The 19,886-nt window shown below is 60.1% G+C and carries 14 protein-coding genes; 6 read left to right on the forward strand and 8 right to left on the reverse strand.

The window, feature by feature from the left end:
• Positions 1–409: 409 nt before the first annotated feature.
• A complete protein-coding gene (locus M2103_RS12805) occupies positions 410–2,200 on the forward strand; it encodes an alpha-L-rhamnosidase C-terminal domain-containing protein (RefSeq protein ID WP_277511052.1) in 1,791 nt (596 codons plus the stop codon).
• Positions 2,201–2,386: 186 nt separating this feature from the next.
• On the opposite strand, the gene M2103_RS12810 is transcribed toward M2103_RS12805, so the two are convergent.
• The 6 genes from M2103_RS12810 to M2103_RS12835 all read right to left on the reverse strand — a co-directional run bounded on the left by M2103_RS12810 (position 2,387) and on the right by M2103_RS12835 (position 10,851).
• Complete coding sequence (locus M2103_RS12810; protein ID WP_277511053.1) at positions 2,387–3,523, reverse strand: DUF4268 domain-containing protein; 1,137 nt, start codon at positions 3,521–3,523, stop codon at positions 2,387–2,389.
• A gap of 53 nt (positions 3,524–3,576) precedes the next feature.
• Entirely contained in the window at positions 3,577–5,076 is a 1,500-nt protein-coding gene (locus M2103_RS12815; protein WP_277511054.1) for a sulfatase, read from the reverse strand.
• A gap of 33 nt (positions 5,077–5,109) precedes the next feature.
• A complete protein-coding gene (locus tag M2103_RS12820) occupies positions 5,110–6,288 on the reverse strand; it encodes a LacI family DNA-binding transcriptional regulator (protein WP_277511055.1) in 1,179 nt (392 codons plus the stop codon).
• A 245-nt stretch (positions 6,289–6,533) separates the two neighbouring features.
• Entirely contained in the window at positions 6,534–7,580 is a 1,047-nt protein-coding gene (locus M2103_RS12825; protein ID WP_277511057.1) for a tyrosine-protein phosphatase, read from the reverse strand.
• Between the two features lie 83 nt (positions 7,581–7,663).
• Entirely contained in the window at positions 7,664–9,955 is a 2,292-nt protein-coding gene (locus M2103_RS12830; protein ID WP_277511058.1) for a hypothetical protein, read from the reverse strand.
• A gap of 137 nt (positions 9,956–10,092) precedes the next feature.
• Positions 10,093–10,851, reverse strand: a complete 759-nt coding sequence (locus tag M2103_RS12835) for a response regulator transcription factor (RefSeq protein WP_277511059.1) — start codon at positions 10,849–10,851, stop codon at positions 10,093–10,095.
• A gap of 195 nt (positions 10,852–11,046) precedes the next feature.
• Between M2103_RS12835 and hisG the strand changes: the two genes are divergently transcribed.
• The 4 genes from hisG to M2103_RS12855 all read left to right on the forward strand — a co-directional run bounded on the left by hisG (position 11,047) and on the right by M2103_RS12855 (position 14,958).
• On the forward strand, positions 11,047–11,907 hold the full coding sequence (hisG, locus tag M2103_RS12840; protein ID WP_277558376.1) for an ATP phosphoribosyltransferase: 861 nt from the start codon (positions 11,047–11,049) through the stop codon (positions 11,905–11,907).
• Positions 11,908–12,172: 265 nt separating this feature from the next.
• Complete coding sequence (locus M2103_RS12845; protein ID WP_108825740.1) at positions 12,173–12,397, forward strand: hydrogenase nickel incorporation protein HypA; 225 nt, start codon at positions 12,173–12,175, stop codon at positions 12,395–12,397.
• Between the two features lie 118 nt (positions 12,398–12,515).
• Positions 12,516–14,210 carry a potassium transporter TrkG gene (locus M2103_RS12850; protein ID WP_277511063.1) on the forward strand — a complete coding sequence of 565 codons (1,695 nt, stop codon included), beginning with the start codon at positions 12,516–12,518 and terminating at the stop codon, positions 14,208–14,210.
• Positions 14,211–14,247: 37 nt separating this feature from the next.
• Entirely contained in the window at positions 14,248–14,958 is a 711-nt protein-coding gene (locus M2103_RS12855) for a TrkA family potassium uptake protein (protein WP_277511064.1), read from the forward strand.
• 163 nt (positions 14,959–15,121) lie between these two features.
• On the opposite strand, the gene M2103_RS12860 is transcribed toward M2103_RS12855, so the two are convergent.
• Together M2103_RS12860 and M2103_RS12865 are read right to left on the reverse strand one after the other, a co-directional pair.
• The gene (locus tag M2103_RS12860) at positions 15,122–15,820 is read right to left on the reverse strand and encodes a MarC family NAAT transporter (protein WP_277511066.1); all 699 of its coding nucleotides are present in this window, start codon (positions 15,818–15,820) and stop codon (positions 15,122–15,124) included.
• A 155-nt stretch (positions 15,821–15,975) separates the two neighbouring features.
• Entirely contained in the window at positions 15,976–18,507 is a 2,532-nt protein-coding gene (locus tag M2103_RS12865; RefSeq protein WP_277511067.1) for a DNA translocase FtsK, read from the reverse strand.
• Between the two features lie 125 nt (positions 18,508–18,632).
• Here M2103_RS12865 and M2103_RS12870 point away from each other — a divergent pair, with 125 nt between their 5' ends.
• Positions 18,633–19,604 (forward strand): type I phosphomannose isomerase catalytic subunit, encoded by a 972-nt coding sequence (locus M2103_RS12870; RefSeq protein ID WP_277511069.1) that lies wholly within the window; start codon positions 18,633–18,635, stop codon positions 19,602–19,604.
• The last annotated feature ends 282 nt before the right edge of the window (positions 19,605–19,886 follow it).

Below are 19,886 nucleotides of genomic sequence, written 5' to 3' on the forward strand. Positions count from 1 at the left end.
CGCCTTCATCTGGGTTTTCAGTTTTTTGGTTCATCGGGAGTAGTCCCCCGCTGCTATAGCTTTAAAAAATGTGCGCAAGATTCCGGACGTTATCGTTCGGTTGTAAAACGATAGCGTCGCACCTCATGTGCTCTCTGTCTGGGCGAAAACGCACATGCTGCCATTTCGTTCGGCGTGATGGAGCTGTGGCGCAACCAGAAGAAACATCACTGATGCCCTTCGAAAGTATTGTGACTTCCAAACGACTAAAGTGGCGAATCGCACGCTTTCAGAGTGTGTTTTTCAGTTTTGCTTGCGGGTGTGGTATGGGCGTTGGAACAGTTTTCAGCCTCGCCGCCCGCGCCGTAGTTTGCCCATGATAAAGAAACAAAAGTATCCGAGTTCAATCCTTCGCCTCAAAATCCCAATCATGAAGCCCTTCTTGCGATTCCCCTCCACCATTCTGCTGCTTGCGTTTGCCGCCGCGGTGCAAAGCACCGCCGTCGCGCTCCCGCCTGTTTTCGGCCCCGAATACGATGGCAAAGCCCAAAAGGACACGCTCACCCGCGCACTCATCTCGCCGCAACGCATCGTGTGGAAAAACGACGGCGGCGAAAAACTCGTTGCCAACGAAGCCGTCCTCCTGCGGCAGGGCGACAGCCAGTCCATGCTGGGCCGCCGCAACATGTGCGTGATGAAAAGCACCGGCACCAAAACCGCGTCCATCCTCCTCGACTACGGCAAGGAAATCCACGGCGGCCTGCAACTCGTCATGGGCAGCTCCACGCGTCGCGAACCCTCGCTCGTGCGCATCCGCTTCGGCGAGTCGGTCGGCGAGTGCAACAGCGAGACCAACAACAGCGAATGGCTGGTCGGCCGCTCCACCGACGACCACGCCAAGCGCGACATCGTGATGGAAATTCCCCGCGACGGCATGATCGAAATCGGCAACACGGGGTTTCGTTTTGTGCGCATCGACCTTCTGCAAAAAAACACCGCCATCCACATCAAGGAGGCGCGCGCCATTCTCCGCTATCGCGACATTCCCTACCTCGGCTCCTTCAAAAGCAGCGACCCGCGCCTCGACCAAATCTGGCTCACCGGCGCCTACACCGTGCACCTGAACATGCAGGAATACCTATGGGACGGCATCAAGCGCGACCGGCTCGTCTGGCTCGGCGACATGCACCCCGAGGTCTCCTCCATCCGCGCCGTCTTTGGCGACAACGAAACCGTTCCCAAGAGCCTCGACCTCGCGTGCGCGCAATTTCCCCTTCCCGGTTGGATGAACAAAATCCCCACCTATTCGCTCTGGTATCTCATCATCCATCACGACTGGTATATGCAAAACGGCGACCTCGCCTTCATGCAAAAACACAGGAGCTACATCCTCGGACTGATCGACCAAATCGACCGTCACATCGACGAAAACGGCATTGAAAAAACCAAGACCCGCGAATTCCTCGACTGGCCCTCCAGCCCCAACGCGGAAGGCGTCAAGGCCGGCTGCCGCGCCCTCATGGTTTGGGCCATGCAACACGCCGCCAAACTCTGCGCCTGGCTCGACGAGCCGGAATACATCAAAAAAACCGGGGCCATCACCACCCGGCTGAACCGCTCAATCAAGGATCACAACAATCTCAAGCAAGCCGCCGCGCTCATGGCGCTCGCGGGAATCCTGCCTCCGGAAAAGGCGTGCGACGAGGTCGTGTCTGTCGGCGGCCCGAAAAACTTCTCCACCTTCTACGGCTATTACATGCTCGAAGCCCAGGCGCTCGCCGGACGGCACCGGCAGGCGATTGACATTATTCGCGCCTACTGGGGCGGCATGCTCGACATGGGCGCCACGACCTTCTGGGAGGATTTTGATCTCGAATGGACAAAAAACGCCGCGCGCCTCGACGAACTCACGCCCCCCGGAAAGAAGGACATTCACGGCGATTTTGGAGCCTATTGTTATCCCGGATACCGGCACAGTTTTTGTCACGGCTGGGCGTCCGGTCCGACCGCGTGGATGAGCGCGCACATACTTGGAATCCAGGTGCTGGAACCCGGTTGCAAAACGATAAAAATCGCCCCGCACCTTGGCGACCTCGACTGGGCCGAGGGCGCATATCCCACTCCGCTCGGCGTGTTGAAAGTGAGGCATGAAAAAGACGCCTCTGGAAAAATCACAACCACCATCGACGCCCCCGCGGGCATAAAAATCGTGCGGCAGTAGGGAATCCTCACCGAGCGCGCTGACGAAATGCGTCCGATGTTTTTGATGTCATGCCAACGTCCCGAAGCTTTTATGCCTTTTACCGTAGGGGCTTCGCTTGCGACGCCCTTGTGTAAGGGTTGATTTTCAAACCGGGCGTCGCAAGCAACGCCCCTACAAAGGTTCAATAGCTTCGGGATGTTGGTGTCACTCCTTTGGAAACTGCGTTTCGAGCAAATCGCGCATGCCATCAATTTCTTTGGAAAAAACATCCTCCAGCTTGCGAATGTGCACAATCAGCCAATCGATCATTTTAGGCCAGTTTTCGCGATCATAGCCTTCGCCATTCACAGATTTGGCATAGCCGATGGCTCCGGTTTTGTCGCGCATGCGCCATTGAAGCGGTGCCCCAAAGGCATCCTCGATTTTGGTTTTCTTTCCCTCCAAATAAGCAAATAAGGCGTGGTTTTTTGCTTCAACCTTGCGTCCAATGGTGAATTCCACGCGCACGCCTTCCTGTCCGAAAAACATGAGATAACTTATTCCGGCCATGCCTGCGCCTGCGTTAATCCACGAGTCTTTGCTCGGACTGACATTACTATAAAGTGCGACTCTTGCCTTTTCCAAGGCGGCCAGTGTTTTGGTCCAAAACTCTTTGCGCAATACATGCCTGCGAGCCTGGCGCTCTTCAACCGCTTGTTCTTCTTTTTCCTTTTCGGAAATTCCGATCATGTATTCCTGCGCCTCTGGAAGCGGAATAATTTGTTCAAAATCCACATAAAGTGAATCCCCATGGCGCAGCGGCGTAACCTTGAAGCATTGCAATTTCAATTGGTGCTCCAAGAGCCATAGCGCCGTTGAGGTGACCTCCTTTCTGAAGTGTGCCGCCACCAGTATTATTCGCAGGGTTCTTTTTGGATTTAGTGTGATTTCATCAAAATTATCTTTTCCAAGGAAGCCGCATATTTTTTCTTTGGCAGAGGATTTGTCGCCGGATTGTTCCAGATAATCCTGATATATTTCGACTATTTTCGATGTGCCCAGGGTCGAGCAGTAAGAGGCGTATTTCAGGCTTTGCCATACGACGTCCCTTCCAGAGTCATCGAGTTTGTTTTCAATTACGACCAAGTATCCATTTTCATCAATGGCCAGCAAATCAAGCCGTTCCTTGGTGTCATCAAAGCCGTCAAATTCCTTTTGTATAATAAGCAATTTTTCGCCGAGGGCGCTGGGTTGGTTCGCTATCCATTCTTGCAGGTGTTGTCTTTCCCTAAATCCAAGCTCCGAAAAGGAGACAGATGGAATTTCTTTTATGGAATTTGAGGAACGGTCTATGGAAAACATGGGGAATGGTTTATATGTTGTTTGTCTAAAATAGCACGGTGGAGATAAGGGGCTCAGTAGTTTTTGTCCTGAACCCTCGCGGCGGGTTCGCCCCTGAGCCGGCGTTCCACGTTTTCGATGTAGATCTCGTCGGGCTTGGGCATACCGGCATAATACCGGTTCAATTCATCGCGCAATTTCTTCTCCATCTGCGCGGCTTTTTCGGGATGCTTTTTGATCAGGTTGTTTGATTCGCGCGGGTCGATGTTGAGGTTGTAGAGCTCGTCGCCCTCGCCGTTGAAGAGCATTTGGTATTTCCAGTTGTCCTCGTCCTTCATGGCCGCGCTTGCGTATTGGCCCCAGTGCATGCGGGTGCTGGGGAAATACCAAACGAAGGTTCGCGCGGGGAGTTTTTCCTGCGCGCCCAAGGCGAGCGGGAGCAGCGAAAGGCCGTCGCCGCCGTGATTGGCGGGGAACGCGGTTCCGGCGGCGGCGAGCATGGTGTGGGGCAGGTCGTAGATGTTGATCTCGCTGTGGTTTTCCGCTCCGGGCTTGATTTTCGCCTCCCATGTCAGCGACGCGGGCATTCGTATGCCGCCTTGATAGGTCGAGTTTTTTCCGCCGCGATAGGGGGTCTTGATGAGCCGGTCCGTCAGCGGTCCGTTGTCCGAGTAAAAAATGATCAGTGTGTTTTCATACACGCCTTTCTTTTTGAGCGCGGCGACGACGCGCCCCACGCTTTCATCGACGCTCTCAATCATGGCGGCGTAAGTGGCGCAGCGCTCGTCCATGTTTGGGTTTTCAAAATACCGCGTGCCCTTGGCGTCGTAAAAATACTCCTCGTTCATGCCGGCGAGCCGTTTTGCCTTTTGCCTGTATTTCTCGATTTTCTCCGGCTTTGCCTGGAGTGGCGTGTGCACGGCGAAATGCCACAGGTTGAGGAAAAACGGGGCGCGCGTGTCGTGCCTGTCGATGAGCCGGAGCGCCTCGTCGGTGAGCCGGTCGGTGAGGTATTCGCCCTCGCGCCCGCCTTCCTCCAAGCCCGGCACGCGGGAACGCGTGGGGACTTTTTCGATGGGGCGGTTGCGGTTCTTTTTATACGGCCAGAAATACGACGCGGGCGCCCACGCCTCCCAGCCGGCGATGTTGACGTCGAATCCGACATCGTGCGGAAGCGTTTTGTTGGCGGGGCTTCCGCAATGCCATTTGCCAACGTGCCACGTCGCGTAGCCGGCGTCCTTGAGGCGGCTGGCAACGGTCACGGAATTGTCGGGCATGTGATGATAGTGATTCCACATGCCGAGTTTGAGCGGATGTTTTCCGGTCATGGCGGAGGCGCGGGCGGGCGCGCAGATTGCCACGGGTGTGTAGGCGTTTGTGAAGCGCATGCCGCGCGCGATGAGTTTGTCGATGTTGGGCGTTTCGTAGAAGCTCGCGCCAAACGCGCCGATGTCGGAAATGCCGAGGTCGTCCACGAGGATAAAAACGATGTTGGGACGCGTGGCGTCCGCCGAAAAAACGGGGGCGGCGCACGCGAGCAGCCCTGCGGCCGCGGCGGATATTTTGGTTTTCATGTTCAATGCTGTGTTGATGCGGGATTGTGTTGGTTACGGTGAATTTGGGGCGGCAAGCGTGGCGCCTTTTTGGTAGTCGGGCATGATTCGGAGTCGGTGCTTCGCGATGGGCGAGCCGTCCACGGTTTGCATGATGAGCTTGAAAAGGCGGCGGGCAAAGGCGGCGGAGTCGAACGAGTAGCGAGTGGGCACGGGCCTTGTGTAGTCGAGAAACGTGTCGTCGTCGCGGCACATCAAGGAAACGTCGCCGGGCACGCGAAGCCCGAGTTCGTGCAGGTAGGTTTGCGCGAGAATATAAAAATGCGGGTGCGCGACGAGCATCGCGGTGGGGCGGTCTTCCCTGGCTCGCAACCCGTCCAGTAATTTCATCACGCTTTGCCTTGTGTTATTGTGGCGCATGATCTGGCCGCGCGCCTGCGAGTTGCTGGCGGCGGCGATGCCGTCAATGAATCCGCGCTCGCTTTCCAAGTCGCCGGCCTTGGTCGAGTTTTCTGTTATAAACACGATCCGCTTGTGGCCGAGCCCAGTCATCTGCCCCGCCGCGTGACGGCAGAGCGCGTAATAATCCAGGTCGACAAACGGCAGGCCGATGTCCGGATCGCAAGTGCCCGACACCACGCAGGGGATGTTCCGGTCGCGAAACCATTTTTTCACCTTGTCGGGCGCAAGCGTGAGCACCCAGCAATCGTGCGGGTGCCCGGCGACGAGGCGCTGGAGCCTCGAGTTGGCCCCGGACGAAAAATACTGCCCGCCGTGAAACGTGCGCAGCCTGTATCCGCATTCCGCCAGCTGCCCGCGCAGCTCGTCGATGATGAGCGCGATTTTGGGGCGCAACATGGTGATGGGCTCGGGCGTGAGGAGCGCCACGATGCGGCTTTGTTTCGCCGGAGCCGTGGCTGTCTTGCGCTGGCCGAGAATCTTTGTGCCGTGGGGCCGTTGCGCCCGAACCATGCCCATTTTTTCCAGTTGCGCCAGTGCCGCGCGCAAGGTGCTGCGGCTCACATGCAGGCTTTCCGCGAGCGCGCGCTCGGAGGGCAGCCATTCCTGCCAGGTGCGTTTTTGGATGCCCGCTTGAATTATCTCCACAACCTGCCCGGCCAGCGAGTGGCGCAGGGGAATGCCGCCGTCGAGTTTTTCAAGCAGCTCGCCGCCGTGCCCGGACATGCGTTTCGTTTTTTTGGAGGATTTTATCGGAGGCGTGGCTGAAAGCATGGGGAAGGGTGGGCGGGGGGCGCTTATGGATTTCTGAGACGGTTGCGGGAGATTGGTTTGGTTTGTAGACCATGCGAATGCCCCTTGTCCATCACTCAGTTTGAAATTCGATTTTGCGGGCAGGGCGCGCCGGTCGAACACGCCGGGAACAATGAGGCCGATCGCGGCAGTTTCGGCGTTTCGAGCGTTAGCGACAGTCTGCCAACCGCCCTGCCTCAAAATGCGGCCGGCTAAACCGGCAAAAACTAATCCAGATACAGGCTGCGCATCTTTTCCAAATCCACTTGAAGCACCTTGCGCAGGTAATTCTCAACGCTGCCGTGGTCTTTTTTCATCTGCTCGAAGCCGGCGCGCAGGAACTCGGGGCTCACGCGGTAAAGCGGTTCGAGTTGCGGATTCTTTTTGATCAGGGGGTCGTATTTTCCGGCGAGGTATCGGTTGGAGAGCAGGTAATCCTCAAAGATTGTTTTTTCATCCACTCCAAGCGACGCGAGAAACAGGGCCGCGCCCATGCCCGTGCGGTCTTTTCCCGCCGAGCAATGAAACATCAACGGCAGTTTGCCCTCGTCCTGCAGCAGTTTGAAAAACTTCCGATACTGTCCGATTATGCGTTCGTCGGTCACAAAAAGGCGGTTCATTTCGATCATGAATTCCTCCGTTTGTTTTTTTGTGAATTTGTTCAGGTCGTCCGCGCTTGTCAGGTTGCCGGGCGTGATCGAGTAGGCGTATTGATGGCGCACCGACGGCGCGGGAAGATCGGGCGCGGCCTTGATCTCGGACTCCGAGCGGAAATCGACAATCGAGGTTATCGGAACGCTTGCCAGGTAGGCGAGATCCTCCGTCGTGAGTTTGTTTAAATCATCCGTGCGAAACACGCGTCCCCACCGCACGCGTTTCCCGTCGGCGGTTTTGTATCCGCCCAGATCGCGAAAATTGTAACCGCCGGCCATGGGCAGGTGCCGCTCCGCGAGCACGGTCTCGCCCAGGGTGCTTTTGACTCGAAAAAACGCATGGTTCGCATTTTTCAAGGGCAGCTCAACGCGTCCCGTTTGCGCGCCTTCGAGCAGAGGCGTGGTCATGTCGATTTTCCCAACCGACGCGCCGGCGTAAACGCTCCACTTTCCCGGCGCGTTCACCACTAGAAACGCCCGCTTGCCCGGCGCCTCGCGTTCGATTGAAAAAACTTCGTCGGCGGTTTGTTTTTCCGCCCGCTGGCTTTTCCCGCATCCGGCGAAAGCCAGCAACGCGGCGATTCCCACAAGTGTGCTTCTGATCAGGCGTGCGTGTTTCATGATTAAATACTTTTTGCGAGGCGAAGCGCGGCAACGCCAAAGTGCGGCGTGCATCCAGCCCGGGGCGACACCCTCGCGCGCAATCAATCCCGGGCACGCACTTCAAATTCGAATGAATGCTCGGGCGCGTGGAGGGCGTAGCGGCCGGCGGGGAGCGGGCGTTGCGCTCGGATGACATACAGGCCCGGTTCGGTTTCGGAGCGGTCTATGATGACGCGCTCGCTTGCCTTGCCGAAGGTTGCCGCGGCGTCGCCGAGGCGCTCGAGTTCGGCGACGCGTTTGCGCCCCCTGCCCTTGATTTCCAAGGGGGCGACTTCGATTGGCGGCAGTCCGACGGGTGTGCCGGGATACGTGACAAAGGCGCCTCTAAACGCGAGCAACACATCGCGCCCGGAAACCGAGGGCGGGATGTCCGTGCCGTCGAATGTGAGCGTGCCGGTTTCCTGTTTCTCGGGGCGCGTCTTGATGAGCGAGATTGCGGAGCTCCACACGCCGCCGACTTTTTGGAGTGCCGAGCGCACGACCCTGGCGTTGTTGGAGGGAAGCGGACGCCACGCGGTTTCGTCCCAGATATACGCGCCATCGGCCCCGGGCGGCGGCGTGGCGGGCGATGCGGGAACGGCTGGCCCGACGGGAACGGGCCGGGTGGGCGGGGCGGCGTTTCCCAGAAGCGGGGCGATGTTGATGGCGTCCTGACTGGCGGCGTGTTTCTGGCCGGCGCGCGCGCGGGCGAGCGCATCGACCTCGGCGAGAAACTCCGCGCCGGCGGGTTCCAGCGTGACCGGGCTCGCCTCGATCATGCGTATTGAACCTTTGAATACATTTCCGTTTTCGAGGCGGAGGCTGAGACCGATGGAGGGAATGTTGGGTTGTGTCGAGTCGAGCGTGGTGAGGAGGCGGACGGGGAAGCCGCCGGAGCGGGCGGGGCTGGCGATGAGCGAGCCCTGAAGCTCGTGTTTCCAGGGGCCGTGTATGTTTTCAATGGTCGCGGTGAGCGCGCCGGTGGCCGGGTTTTGTGTTTTGAAGCGCAGGAGCAGGTCGCCTTCCGTCTCGGTGTGGACGCGATAGGCGCGGCCGGGGCGCGTGGCGTCGAGGAGTTTTTGCTCGGAGGCGCTGAAGGTGGCGATCATGGAGGCGCGGCTGGAGTCGGGAACGCGCGCAAGTTTGCACGACCATTCGCCCGCGTCGCCGGTGAGTTCGGAGCCGGAAAAATGGAGCGTGATGCGAAAGGGTTTTGCGCCGGCGACGGCGAGGCCTGAGGCGCTGACGACGGGAAGGCCCGCGCGCGCGGAGAGTGTGATTGTGAAGAGGTCGCTGCCGGTGTCGTAGCCGTAACGGCCTTCGAGGGGGCGGGCGTCGATCCACGAGCTGTCGGCGCGGAGGTTGGCGCGGAGGGTGGAGGCGTCGCGGTCGATCGAAACGATTTCAAGGCAGATGTCCGGCATGGCTTGCCGTCCGGGGAGGGTGGCCTTGCCGGAGTAGAGAGCGCCGGGGGTGAGTTGGGCGAGCTTGGCGGAGACCACGCGCGTGGCGTTGGCGGCGAGCTCGGCGCGGTGGCGTTCGCGGGCTGCCTCGACGCGGCGGAGCGTCTCGCCGGTCTGCGCGACGGCGCGGCGCAGCGCGGCGATGTCGGATTCGCGGGTGATGTCGATGAGGCGTCCGCTGAATTTGCCGAGGGGCTCGCCTTGGGGAAGGGGCGTTTTCGGCGTGAGGGAAACGATGTGTGTCCGCCATTCGTCGCCGGCGCGGGATGCCTCGATGTGCGCGCCCATTTCGAAGCGCGCCCCCGCGCGCGCGGTTTCACGAATCAGGCGCATGGAGGCGAGCGAGGCGGTGTCGTTGCCGATGCCCGCGAGTTCGCGGATGCGCGGGCCGCCGGGGCCGCGAAGGATTTCCTCGATTTTTCGCTCGGGGGAGGTGTCGAGTTTCAATTCGCGCTCGATGTAGTCGATGGTGTTGACCGGGGCGTAGAGTGTCTCGGCGAGTTTTGCGGTGAGTGTCGCCTTGTAGTGAAGGCGTCCGTCGGGGGCGGGGGCGGCGGCAACCGGGGAGACGGGCGAGACGGGGCTGGCGCCGGCGGGTTGTATTGGGGAAGTGGATAAGGGCGCGCGGTCGAGCGCGGGGCCGGGCGTGAAATGCGCGAGCGTGTAAAGGCCGCCGTGGCGCGTCCCGAGCGCGGCGGCGGCGGCGGATTCGAGGGCGGCGGGCGGGGGGGCTTTTGAGGACGAGAAAAGGATGCGGTGCCCGAGGATTGCGACGAGGGTGAGGACTGCGGCGCCGAGCGCGCCAAACGCGAGATTGCGCGGTTGCAAAAGTGTCCGGACAAACGGGGGGCGTGGTCGCCGCTGGCTGGCGTTGGAAGTGGCGGGAGGCATGGAGACGTTGCGCCTAGTTTTACCGCGCCAGCCCGCTGCTCAAGAAAATTGGCTGCCGGCGGGGCGGGGCGGGCGAAAAAAAAGCGGCGCCCCGGTTTTTTCGGGACGCCGTTTTTGTTTTTCTGACAAGGTTTTTCTCAGTTGTTTTCCGCGGGTTGCGATTGCGCGTTTTCCGGCTCGAAGATGTAGCCGATGCTGTGCACGGTGCGGAACGAGTCCAGGCTCAGGCCGTTTGCGCGAAACAGCTCGCGGACTTTCACGATGTATTGGTCGAGCGAGCGGCTTTTCACGTCGGCGTGGATGCCCCACACGGAATGGATGAGCGCCTTGCGGGTGATGACGATGCCGCGGTTTTGGTTGAGGTAGGAAATAATGCCGAGCTCCTTGCGCCCGAGTTTGACGGTGGTGCCGTTCGGGAACTCAACCTCGAGGCGAACCGGGATGACTTTTGCGCCGCAAAACTCGAACGGCTCGTCGCTGACTTTCGCGTTTTTGGTGACGTTAAGGTCGCTGACCGATTCGGCGCGGCGGAGCACGGCGCGAATGCGCGCGATCAATTCCGGGTAGCTGAAGGGCTTGGTGATGTAGTCGTCGCCGCCCATGTCGAGCCCGCGGACCTTGCTCGTCTCGAGCGTGTTGCCGGTGAGGAAAATCGTCGGAACTGAAATGTCGCTCTTCTTGAGCTCATCGAGGAGTTGAAAACCCGATTGGTCGGGCAGATTGATGTCGAGCAGGAGCAGATTGGCAAAGTTGCGCTGCAAAAAACGCATTGCATGAGCACAACGTGTGTAAACCTGCGTCTGCATGCCCGCTTCCTCAAGCTGGGCGGCGATGAGCTTGGCGAGCTCTTCCTCGTCTTCTACTATGACAATCAGTGGTTTTGGTGCGGATCTCATGGGAATTTAAGTGATGAACGGCATTTTTTACAAATGGTCTAAATTGTAAAGTTTAAACAAGGCCCTTTTGCAAACGGGAGGCAACAGGAGGCGCGAAAACTGCCAAAGATTTTGCTGTTTTTTGAAAAAAACTTGAAGCCTGTAAAACATGCGTTTGCCTTGCTCACCACTATGTCAAACCCAGCGCCATTGCTCATGATCGGACTGCCCAAGGGCAGCCTCGAAGAATCCACCAAAAGTCTTTTTGCCAAAGCAGGTTGGGTAATTACGACCAGTTCCAGATCATACAAGCCAAGCATCAACGATCCCGAGCTCGACGGTCGTTTTATCCGCGCCCAAGAGGTGAGCCGTTATGTCGAGCACGGCTTCTTTGATTGCGGCCTCACGGGATATGATTGGGTGCAGGAAAACCAGTCCGACGTGGTTGAAGTTTGTGATTTAATTTACAGTCGCGCGAGCACGCAAAAGTCGCGCTGGGTGCTTTGTGTTCCCGAAAATTCGCCCGTTCAGAAACCCGAGGACCTCGCCGGCAAGCGCGTCGCCACCGAGATGGTCGGCACGGTGAAACGCTATTTTGAAAAACGAAACATTCCCGTGACCGTGGAGTTCTCCTGGGGCGCGACCGAGGTGAAGGTGCCCGACCTCGTCGATGCGATTGTGGACATCACCGAGACCGGCTCCTCGCTCCGCGCGAACAAGCTGCGCATCGTTGACACGCTCCTCACCACGAACACCAAGCTCATCGCGAACAAGGCCAGCTGGGCCAATCCCGAGAAGCGCAAAAAAATCGAAACCATCGCGCTCATGCTCACCGCCGCGCTCGAGGCCGGAAGCAAGGTCGGGCTCAAGCTCAACGCGCCAAAGGCAAAACTCGACGACCTTCTCAAATCGCTTCCCTCGCTCCGCAACCCCACGATCTCGCCGCTCTCATCGACCGAGTGGGTCGCGCTCGAAACAATCATCGACGAAAAAGTCGTGCGCGAAATCATTCCCCAGCTCAAGGCAATGGGCGCCGAGGGCATCATCGAATATCCGCTGAACAAGGTGGTGTATTAAAACCGGGACTGCCGGTTTTGACGGACTGTGCCGCATCCCTCCCGGTTCCGGGGGCGTGTCATTTTGCGCGGACTTCGCATGCGCCGGACGCGCCAACGGCGCGCCCTGTTTGGCGGACGAAAGCGCGAGGGCGCGCGAGGCGCCTCGTCCGGCGGCCTGGAGACCGCCGCTCCCCGGCCCGCGTGTGATTTCGTGACACCACTTTGAATTGCCCCCGCATGCGCTCGCCCTTGTTATTTTCAAAAGACAACCTATTGTTTCGCGCATGGATTTGTTAACCGTAGTCGTCATCTACTGCTTTGCCGTTGGAGGATTCTTCATGGGCTTGTGGTTGTTTTACGGACGGCGCGAGTATTCGCTTTTCGAGCAGGCGCGCCGCAAGACGACGTTTCTTTGCGCGCGGTGCAACAAATTGTATGCGGCGGCGGGAAGCCCGGAGACGTGCGTCTGCCCGCGTTGCGGCCACGAAAACGCGAGGCTGAAATTCTAGGGTTCAAACCGGTCTCATCATGCGATCCTTTTTATCCGACACCTCCGGGCAGCAAAAGATTTTGCGCGTGCTGAACGCGACGCTGGTTTTGTGCGCGCTGGGCGCGTGCGCGCTTTTTGTGCTGCTGATCGGCTGGCCGCTTTCCAGCCAGAAGGAGTGGATGCTGCATGTGCTCACGCGCATTGTGCTGGGTGTTTTTGTGCTGCAAGAAATCGTGCGGCTGCTGATCAACCCTCACAGGATGCAGCACCTTCGCGAGCGGAAGCTGGAGTCGGCGCTAGCCGTGCTTGTGCTGCTGGAGTCGCTTTTCAGCCATCACGTGGACGGGGTGATCAGCGGCTGGATTCCTGATGCGAAGCCGGGCACGATCGCGTTGTTCGTGCTGGCGTTTTCGCAACTCACACTGATCGGGCTCATTTGTTTGCGGGGGCTGAGGCGCATTCCGGCGATCGCGTCGAGAAACCTCACGCCGGGCGGCGCGCTCATCCTGAGCTTTGCGCTGATTATCACGGCGGGCATGTTGCTTTTGAAAATGCCGCGCGCGACGCTCGACGGGATTTCCTGGATTGACGCGCTCTTCACCTCGACGAGCGCGGTGTGCGTGACGGGGCTGACGGTGCTGGACACGTCGCAGGCGTTCACCCAGGAGGGGCAGCTCATAATTCTCGGGCTCGTGCAGGTGGGCGGGCTGGGGATCATGACGCTCACGTATTTTTTCGCGCATTTCCTGACCGGTGGCGTGTCGTTTCGGAACCGCATCGCGCTGCAGGATTTGTTGAGCGAGGAAAACCTGGGGCAGATCGGCATGGTGCTGGGCATCATTGTCGGCTTCACGTTTTCCTTCGAGCTGGCGGGCGCGGCGGCGATTTACTGGTCGGTGGACCACGTGCCCGGAGTGGGGACGGTGGACCGTTTGTTCTTCGCGGGATTTCACTCGGTCATGTCGTTTTGCAACGCGGGGTTCAGCACGGTTCCCGACGGGCTCGCGAACACCGTGTTGCGTGGCAACGTGGGCCTGATCACCGCGGTGATGCTGCTCGTGAGCGCGGGCGGCATCGGGTTTCCGGTGGTGAAAAATCTCTGGCAGGTGGCGGTGGCCGTGGCGCGCAGGGCGTTGCGTTTGCGCGTGGCGGCGCCGCCTCGGCTCACGATCAACAGCCGCGTGGTGCTGGTCGCGTCGCTGTGCCTGACCGTTGGCGGAGCGGTGTTTATTTTCTTCTCGGAGTATGTTTTTGCCGGGAGCGACACGGGCGGCTTTCCCTCGTGGCTGGCGGCTTTGTTTCACTCGGTCACGGCGCGGTCGGGCGGTTTTAACATCACCGACACAAGGCTGCACGCTCCCGCGACGATTGTGATTTTGCTGTTCCTGATGTTCATCGGCGGCAGCCCGGCGAGCACGGCGGGCGGCGTGAAAACCTCGACGCTGGCCGTGGCGGTGCTGGCGCTGCGCCGCGTGCTGCTCGGGCGCGCCGAGATCGAGGCGTTTGGCCGCCGCGTGAACGACGAGACCGCGAATCGCGCGCTCGCGGTCATGCTGCTGGCGGGGGCGTTTTTCACCCTGGTGCTCGTCGTGCTGTGCATGCTGCACCCCGAGCTTTCGACGATGGACATGGCGTTCGAATCCATAAGCGCGATCAGCACGACGGGGCTGACGCGGGGCGTCGCGCCGCTGCTTGGCGGCGCGGGGAAATGCGTGATGGTGCTGGCGATGTTCGTCGGGCGCATCGGCGTGCTGATGGTGCTGCTCGCGATCATGCCCCGGCGCCCGCAGGCGGGTTTTCGCCTGCCGGAAGGCCACATTGTGATCACTTGACCCTCAAACAATCCTCAACCCAACAAAATCCAACTTTATGAAATGCTGCATTATCGGACTTGGTGTTTTCGGAAAAAACCTGGCGCGCGACCTCGCGCAACTCGGCGCGGACGTGCTCACGATCGACCGGCGCGATGACAACATCGCGCAAATCAAGGACGAGGTCGGCGCGGCCGTGGTGATGGATTTCGACGATCCGACGCCGCTGGCGCATTTCCCGATCTCGGAAATGGACGCGGTGATCGTGGCGATCGGCGACGACTTCGAGCATTCGATGGCGCTGACGATGAAGTCGCAGGAGCTCGGCGCGAAACGCATCGTGTGCCGCGTGCTCTCGCCGATGCACGAGCGGCTTTTGCGTTTGCTCAAGGTTGACCGCCTCGTGGTGCCCGAGGAGGTCGCGGCGCGCGGGCTCGCGCATTCGCTGCTGATGCGCGGCGTGCTGGACGGCTTCGACATGGGCAACAACCATTCGATCATCGAGGCCACGGTGCCGGCAAAGCTGGTCGGCAAATCGCTCACGGAAAGCGCGGAGGATTTTAAGGTCGCCGGCGTGCGCATCGTGACGATCAAGCGCGTCGAAAAGGGGCTGCTCGATGGATTGCGAAAAATATCGGACCAGTCCGTCAAGCGCCGCACGCTTGGCGTTGTGACGATGTCCGAGATTTTTCAGGCCGATGATATTTTTGTGCTCTTCGGCCCCGAGAAGAACCTGCGTTCATTTCTGGAAACGTATTCGGGCGATTGAGCAGTGCGTGTTTGTGCCAGCCTTGCCGAACACGACATGCGCAAGGCTCGCGTTGCCGCGGGCTCGAAAACCCCAACGGGGTTTTATAATATAGAAGACATGGAAGCCCTTCAGGCTTCGTGTCGGCATGCCGTCCAAATGGGCTTTCGCGGCAATCGGAGGGTCATTGCGTCGTTGCGCCGCTGACGAAAAACACATCGCGGATGGTTTTGAGTATTTCGGGGTCGGTGGCGATGCTGACCGCGCCGTTCACCACAAACTGCACGCCCATGCACATGAGGAGCAGCCCCATGATTTGTGTCATGGCGCTGATGCCCGTGGGGCCGAGAACTCCGTTCATGCGAATGGCGAGCCGCAGAAAAAGATAACACGCGAGCGCGACCACGCAGATGCCGAGAATGATGGCGACGTAGTGGAGCCACGACGTCGCGAGCGACGCGAAACCGATGGTGACGCTGATGGAGCCCGGGCCGCCGAGAATCGGCATCGCGAGCGGCGAGAACGAAACGTCGTTTTTCGCGAGGGCCTCCTGGTGGGCTTTCCTGTTGCGTGTTCCTTCCGGGCGGTTCGGGGAGAGCATACGCATGCCGATGCCCGCGACGATGATGCCGCCCGCGATGCGGAGACCGGGAATCGAGATGCCGAAAAAGTTCATCACAAACGAACCGCACAACAGCGAGCCGCTCAAAATGAACACCACGTAAATGCAGGCCTTGCGGACTTGCTCGATGCGGCGCGCCTCGGAGTCGCCCGTGGTGATGGCGAGAAAAGTGGGCGCGGCGGCGAGCGGATTCATGATGGGCAGGATGCCGATGATCGTGCCCAGAAACAGCCCCCAGAGCTTGAAAATGCTTTCATGCATGGGCAACGGGTGTAGTCAGCCATTCCGCCCGCGTCGAGCGCGGACTGGCTGGGCGCGCTCAAAACGGCGGGGCGGGCGAACCGTCCCCGATGTGCCGCGAATGGCTTTTGTTTCAACCGAAGTTTTGTTCGCAAAAACAAGAAGCTCCGGGCGCCTCAAAGCGAATCCAAGTCGGCGATGATTTCGCGGGGTTTGGAGCCGTTTTCAGGGCCGACGATGCCGCGCTCCTCCATCATGTCCATCATGCGCGCGGCGCGGTTGTAGCCGATGCCGAGCTTGCGCTGGAGCGCGGAGGTCGAGGCGCGGCGCGTGTGCTTTACGACGCCGAGCGCCTCGTTGTAGAGCTCGTTGTCGTCCATGTCGGAATAGTCTTTTTTGCCGTTGTCGTCCTCGCCGTCGATCGGGGCGGATTCGATTTCGTCCTGCACGTCCTGCGCGTATTGCGGGGGGCCGTTGAAGCGTTTGAGGTAGTCGACGAAACCCTTCACTTCCTCGTCGGAGACGAAGGCGCCCTGCGCGCGCACGACGCGCGAGGTGCCGGGAGGCGTGAAGAGCATGTCTCCGCGACCGATCAGGGATTCCGCGCCCTTGCCGTCGAGGATGGTGCGCGAGTCGATTTGCGAGGCGACTTGGAACGCGATGCGCGAGGGAAGGTTGGCCTTGATGAGGCCGGTGATGACGTTCACCGAGGGGCGTTGCGTGGCGATGATGATGTGGATGCCCGCGGCGCGCGCGAGCTGCGCAAGGCGCGCGATGGAGGTTTCGACCTCGGCGGCGGCGACCATCATAAGGTCGGCGAGCTCGTCCATGATGACCACGATGTAGGGCAGGTGGTCGGGCACTTCGAGCTCGTCGAGCGGATCGACGCCCTCGAGCTTGGCCTGCTCCTCCTCGTTTGGAAGAAGGTCGTCTTTTTCGTCGATCGGGAACGCGGGGGCCTCGTGTTTTTTGCGGTTGTTGAAGCCGGTGATGTTGCGCACGCCCGTCTTGCCGAAAAGCTGGTAGCGCTGGGCCATTTCCTGGAGCAGCCACTTGAGCGCGGCGGGCGCGCGCTTGGGCGCGGTGACGACCGGGATGAACATGTGGGGCAGGGCGTTGAAGACCTGGAGCTCGACGACCTTGGGGTCGACCATGATGAGGCGGACGTCCTTGGGGCTCTTGCGAAACACAATCGAGGCGATGATGGAGTTGACGCACACGGATTTGCCCGAGCCGGTCGCGCCGGCGATGAGGAGGTGGGGCATGCGCGTGAGGTCGGAAATGAGCGGGCGGCCGGAGACGTCCTTGCCGAGCGCGATGGGAATCTCGGCCTTGCTGTTCGCCCAGTCCTCGGATTCGAGGATGTCCCTCATGCCGACGGGCATGGGGATTTTGTTCGGCATTTCGATGCCGACCGCGGCCTTGCCGGGAATCGGGGCGAGAATGCGCACGGATTGCGCCTTCATGTGCAGCGCGATGTTTTTGTCGAGGTTGGCGATTTTCTCGACGCGCACGCCCGCGGCGGGAACCACCTCGTAGCAGGTGATGACGGGGCCGACGTGAATCTCGCCCGGCGAGACGGTGATGCCGTATTCGCCAATGATGCGCACGAGGTCGGCCATGTTGTTGGCGTATTCCTCGTCGGTGTCCGTGTCCGAGCTTTTCGGGTATTCCTTGAGGAGCGCGAGCGGGGGAAATTGGTAATTGTCCTCCGTGGCGGGAACGGCGGCGTTTTTGGCTTTTTTGGTTTCCTCGGGTTTGACGATGGAGAGCGCTCCGGGCTTGGTGGCGGCGGAATCCGTGCCGCGAAAAATTTTCGGCGACAATTTGGGTTGTTCGGGATCGTCAACAGGCGGCGGATCGTCGTCCGCGTGGCCGCCCGCGTCGGTCGCGGTGGGTTGGGGCGGGGCGTCCGTGTCGTCATCGCCCGCCTTGCCGTTTGCCGCGCCGTCTTTTGTTTTTCCCTCCAGATCAAAGGGCGTGTGCGTGACCGCCGGGTCGTAGCCGCCCTTGGCGCGGGCCTTCGCGCGGGCGCGATCCTCGGCGGCGATGCGGCGGATTTCGGCGCGCTCTGCGCGGATTTGCGCGCGGCGGGCGCGCCACGCTGCAAACATGGCGGCGACTTTTTCGAGCTCGGCGAAAATATCCTTCGTGAAAATGAGCATGAGCCCGATTGCGTAGAGCAGCACGAGCACGACCCCGGCGCCGGCGGGGCCGATGGCTTCCGAAAGGAAATCGCCGTAGAGCGCCTTGCCGAGCATGCCGCCGGGGCCGGACGGGAAATAGTCGGTGGGGTTGCTTTTGCCGAAGAGCTCGCCGAAAAGCGTGGCGAGGCTTGAAAATGTGACGACGCACAGGACCATCGCCAGCGCGCGGGTGAGCGCGAGGATGCGGGCGTTGCGAATGGAGGTGAAGGCCATCCAGAAGAAAAACAGCGGCAGGTAAAAAGTGCTCAGGCCGAGAAACGTGAGCGTCCAATACGAGCCCTCCGCGCCGAGCATGCCGACGAGGTTGTGCTCGCGCACCGGATCGTTGATCTGGAGGCTCTGGTGCGGCGCGTAATCGAGGAGCGCGATGGAGGCCAGCACGCCGGCGACAATGCACACGACAAAGACAACCCAATGGCGCGGATGGCGCGCGGTGCCGAGCTGCTCGGCTTGGGCGGCGGATTGTTTTTTATTTGTGTTTGAACTCGCTGAACTGGCCATGTGTTTTATCGGACCTGCTTGGACGATCTGACTGCGCAGGGGAAGTGCATTTCCTGATGCAACGCCAGAGCGGTCAAATCCAATATTTCACCACCGAAACAAAAACACACGGCAAAATTATCAACATGACCCAATTCCTTCGTTTTCAACCCCTGTATCAGGACCGTGTTTGGGGCGGTCGCGTTCTCGAAACCTCCCTCGGGCGCAAGCTGCCCGCGACCGGCAAGCCCGTCGGCGAGAGCTGGGAAATTGTGGACCGGCCCGAGGCGCAATCCGTCGTGCAAGGCGGCAAATACGACGGGCTCGCGATTCGCGCGCTGATCGAGCGGCACGCCGCCGACATCATGGGGCCGAAATGGGATGCCTCGCGCGCATTTCCGATTTTGGTGAAGTGGCTGGACTGCCGCGAGCGACTGAGCCTGCAGGTGCACCCGCCCGCGTCGGTCGCGCCGGAATTGAAGGGCGAGCCGAAAACGGAAAACTGGTATATCGCCGATTGCGCGGAGGGCGCGAACCTGATCGTGGGGCTGCGCCGCGGCGTGACACGCGAGGAGTTTGAGCAGGCGGTCAAAAACCTGACGCTCGAAAACTGCGTGCACCGTTTCCCCGTGTCGAAGGGCGACTCGATCCTCGTGCACAGCGGGCAGATTCACGCCATCGACGGCGGCAACCTGATCCTCGAAATCCAGCAAAACTCGGACACCACCTATCGCGTTTACGACTGGGGCCGCGTGGGGCTCGACGGAAAACCGCGCCAGATGCACGTCGACGAATCGCTCAAATCGATCAAATGGGACGACTTCGAGCCGGAGCCCGTGCGCGGCGAGCGCAAGAGCGCCGTCATCGCCGATGCGAACGAATTCCGCATCCGCCGCGTGCCGCTGGCAAAAGGCGAGAAACTGCGCGTCGCCGCGGGCGAGCAGGCGCGGATTCTGAGCGTCGTGGACGGCGCCGTGCGCGAAACACTCTCATCGTCCGCGGACGACACTGGCGCCACGCTCACACGCGGCGAAAACGTGGTGCTGCCCTACGCGGGCGGTTTCGCCTTCGAGGCGACGGAGGACAGCCTGCTGCTGCTGACGGAAAACTTCGGATAAAATATCCCCGCGAGAACCGACCAAGTTTGCGATTAGGTCGACGGCAGCTTTTTCAGTTTTATCAAGAGACGGCGTCGTTTGTTTTGGAGTGCGGTGGCAGAGGGCGAAGCCCGGCGACACCGCTTTTGCGCGCAGTGAAAATCCGTGAATCGCTCAAAGCGGTGTCGCCGCTTCGCTTTGCCACCGCGGTAGTGTCCGTCAAGTTTCGCACATTTTAAAAAGCATATAGTCGGCGGAGGAAGGTTACGTGTTGTTTTGTTGTTGGTTCTTTCGTGAGGGTTG

The sequence above is a fragment of the Ereboglobus sp. PH5-5 genome (assembly GCF_029504805.1).
GTDB lineage: Bacteria > Verrucomicrobiota > Verrucomicrobiia > Opitutales > Opitutaceae > Ereboglobus.

Excerpts from the sequence above, each read along its gene's own strand:
- M2103_RS12805 (WP_277511052.1), top strand. The coding sequence starts at position 410 with ATGAAGCCCTTCTTGCGATTCCCCTCCACCATTCTGCTGCTTGCGTTT.
- M2103_RS12810 (WP_277511053.1), bottom strand. The coding sequence starts at position 3,523 with ATGTTTTCCATAGACCGTTCCTCAAATTCCATAAAAGAAATTCCATCT.
- M2103_RS12815 (WP_277511054.1), bottom strand. The coding sequence starts at position 5,076 with ATGAAAACCAAAATATCCGCCGCGGCCGCAGGGCTGCTCGCGTGCGCC.
- M2103_RS12820 (WP_277511055.1), bottom strand. The coding sequence starts at position 6,288 with ATGCTTTCAGCCACGCCTCCGATAAAATCCTCCAAAAAAACGAAACGC.
- M2103_RS12825 (WP_277511057.1), bottom strand. The coding sequence starts at position 7,580 with ATGAAACACGCACGCCTGATCAGAAGCACACTTGTGGGAATCGCCGCG.
- M2103_RS12830 (WP_277511058.1), bottom strand. The coding sequence starts at position 9,955 with ATGCCTCCCGCCACTTCCAACGCCAGCCAGCGGCGACCACGCCCCCCG.
- M2103_RS12835 (WP_277511059.1), bottom strand. The coding sequence starts at position 10,851 with ATGAGATCCGCACCAAAACCACTGATTGTCATAGTAGAAGACGAGGAA.
- hisG (WP_277558376.1), top strand. The coding sequence starts at position 11,047 with ATGATCGGACTGCCCAAGGGCAGCCTCGAAGAATCCACCAAAAGTCTT.
- M2103_RS12845 (WP_108825740.1), top strand. The coding sequence starts at position 12,173 with ATGGATTTGTTAACCGTAGTCGTCATCTACTGCTTTGCCGTTGGAGGA.
- M2103_RS12855 (WP_277511064.1), top strand. The coding sequence starts at position 14,248 with ATGAAATGCTGCATTATCGGACTTGGTGTTTTCGGAAAAAACCTGGCG.
- M2103_RS12860 (WP_277511066.1), bottom strand. The coding sequence starts at position 15,820 with ATGCATGAAAGCATTTTCAAGCTCTGGGGGCTGTTTCTGGGCACGATC.
- M2103_RS12865 (WP_277511067.1), bottom strand. The coding sequence starts at position 18,507 with ATGGCCAGTTCAGCGAGTTCAAACACAAATAAAAAACAATCCGCCGCC.
- M2103_RS12870 (WP_277511069.1), top strand. The coding sequence starts at position 18,633 with ATGACCCAATTCCTTCGTTTTCAACCCCTGTATCAGGACCGTGTTTGG.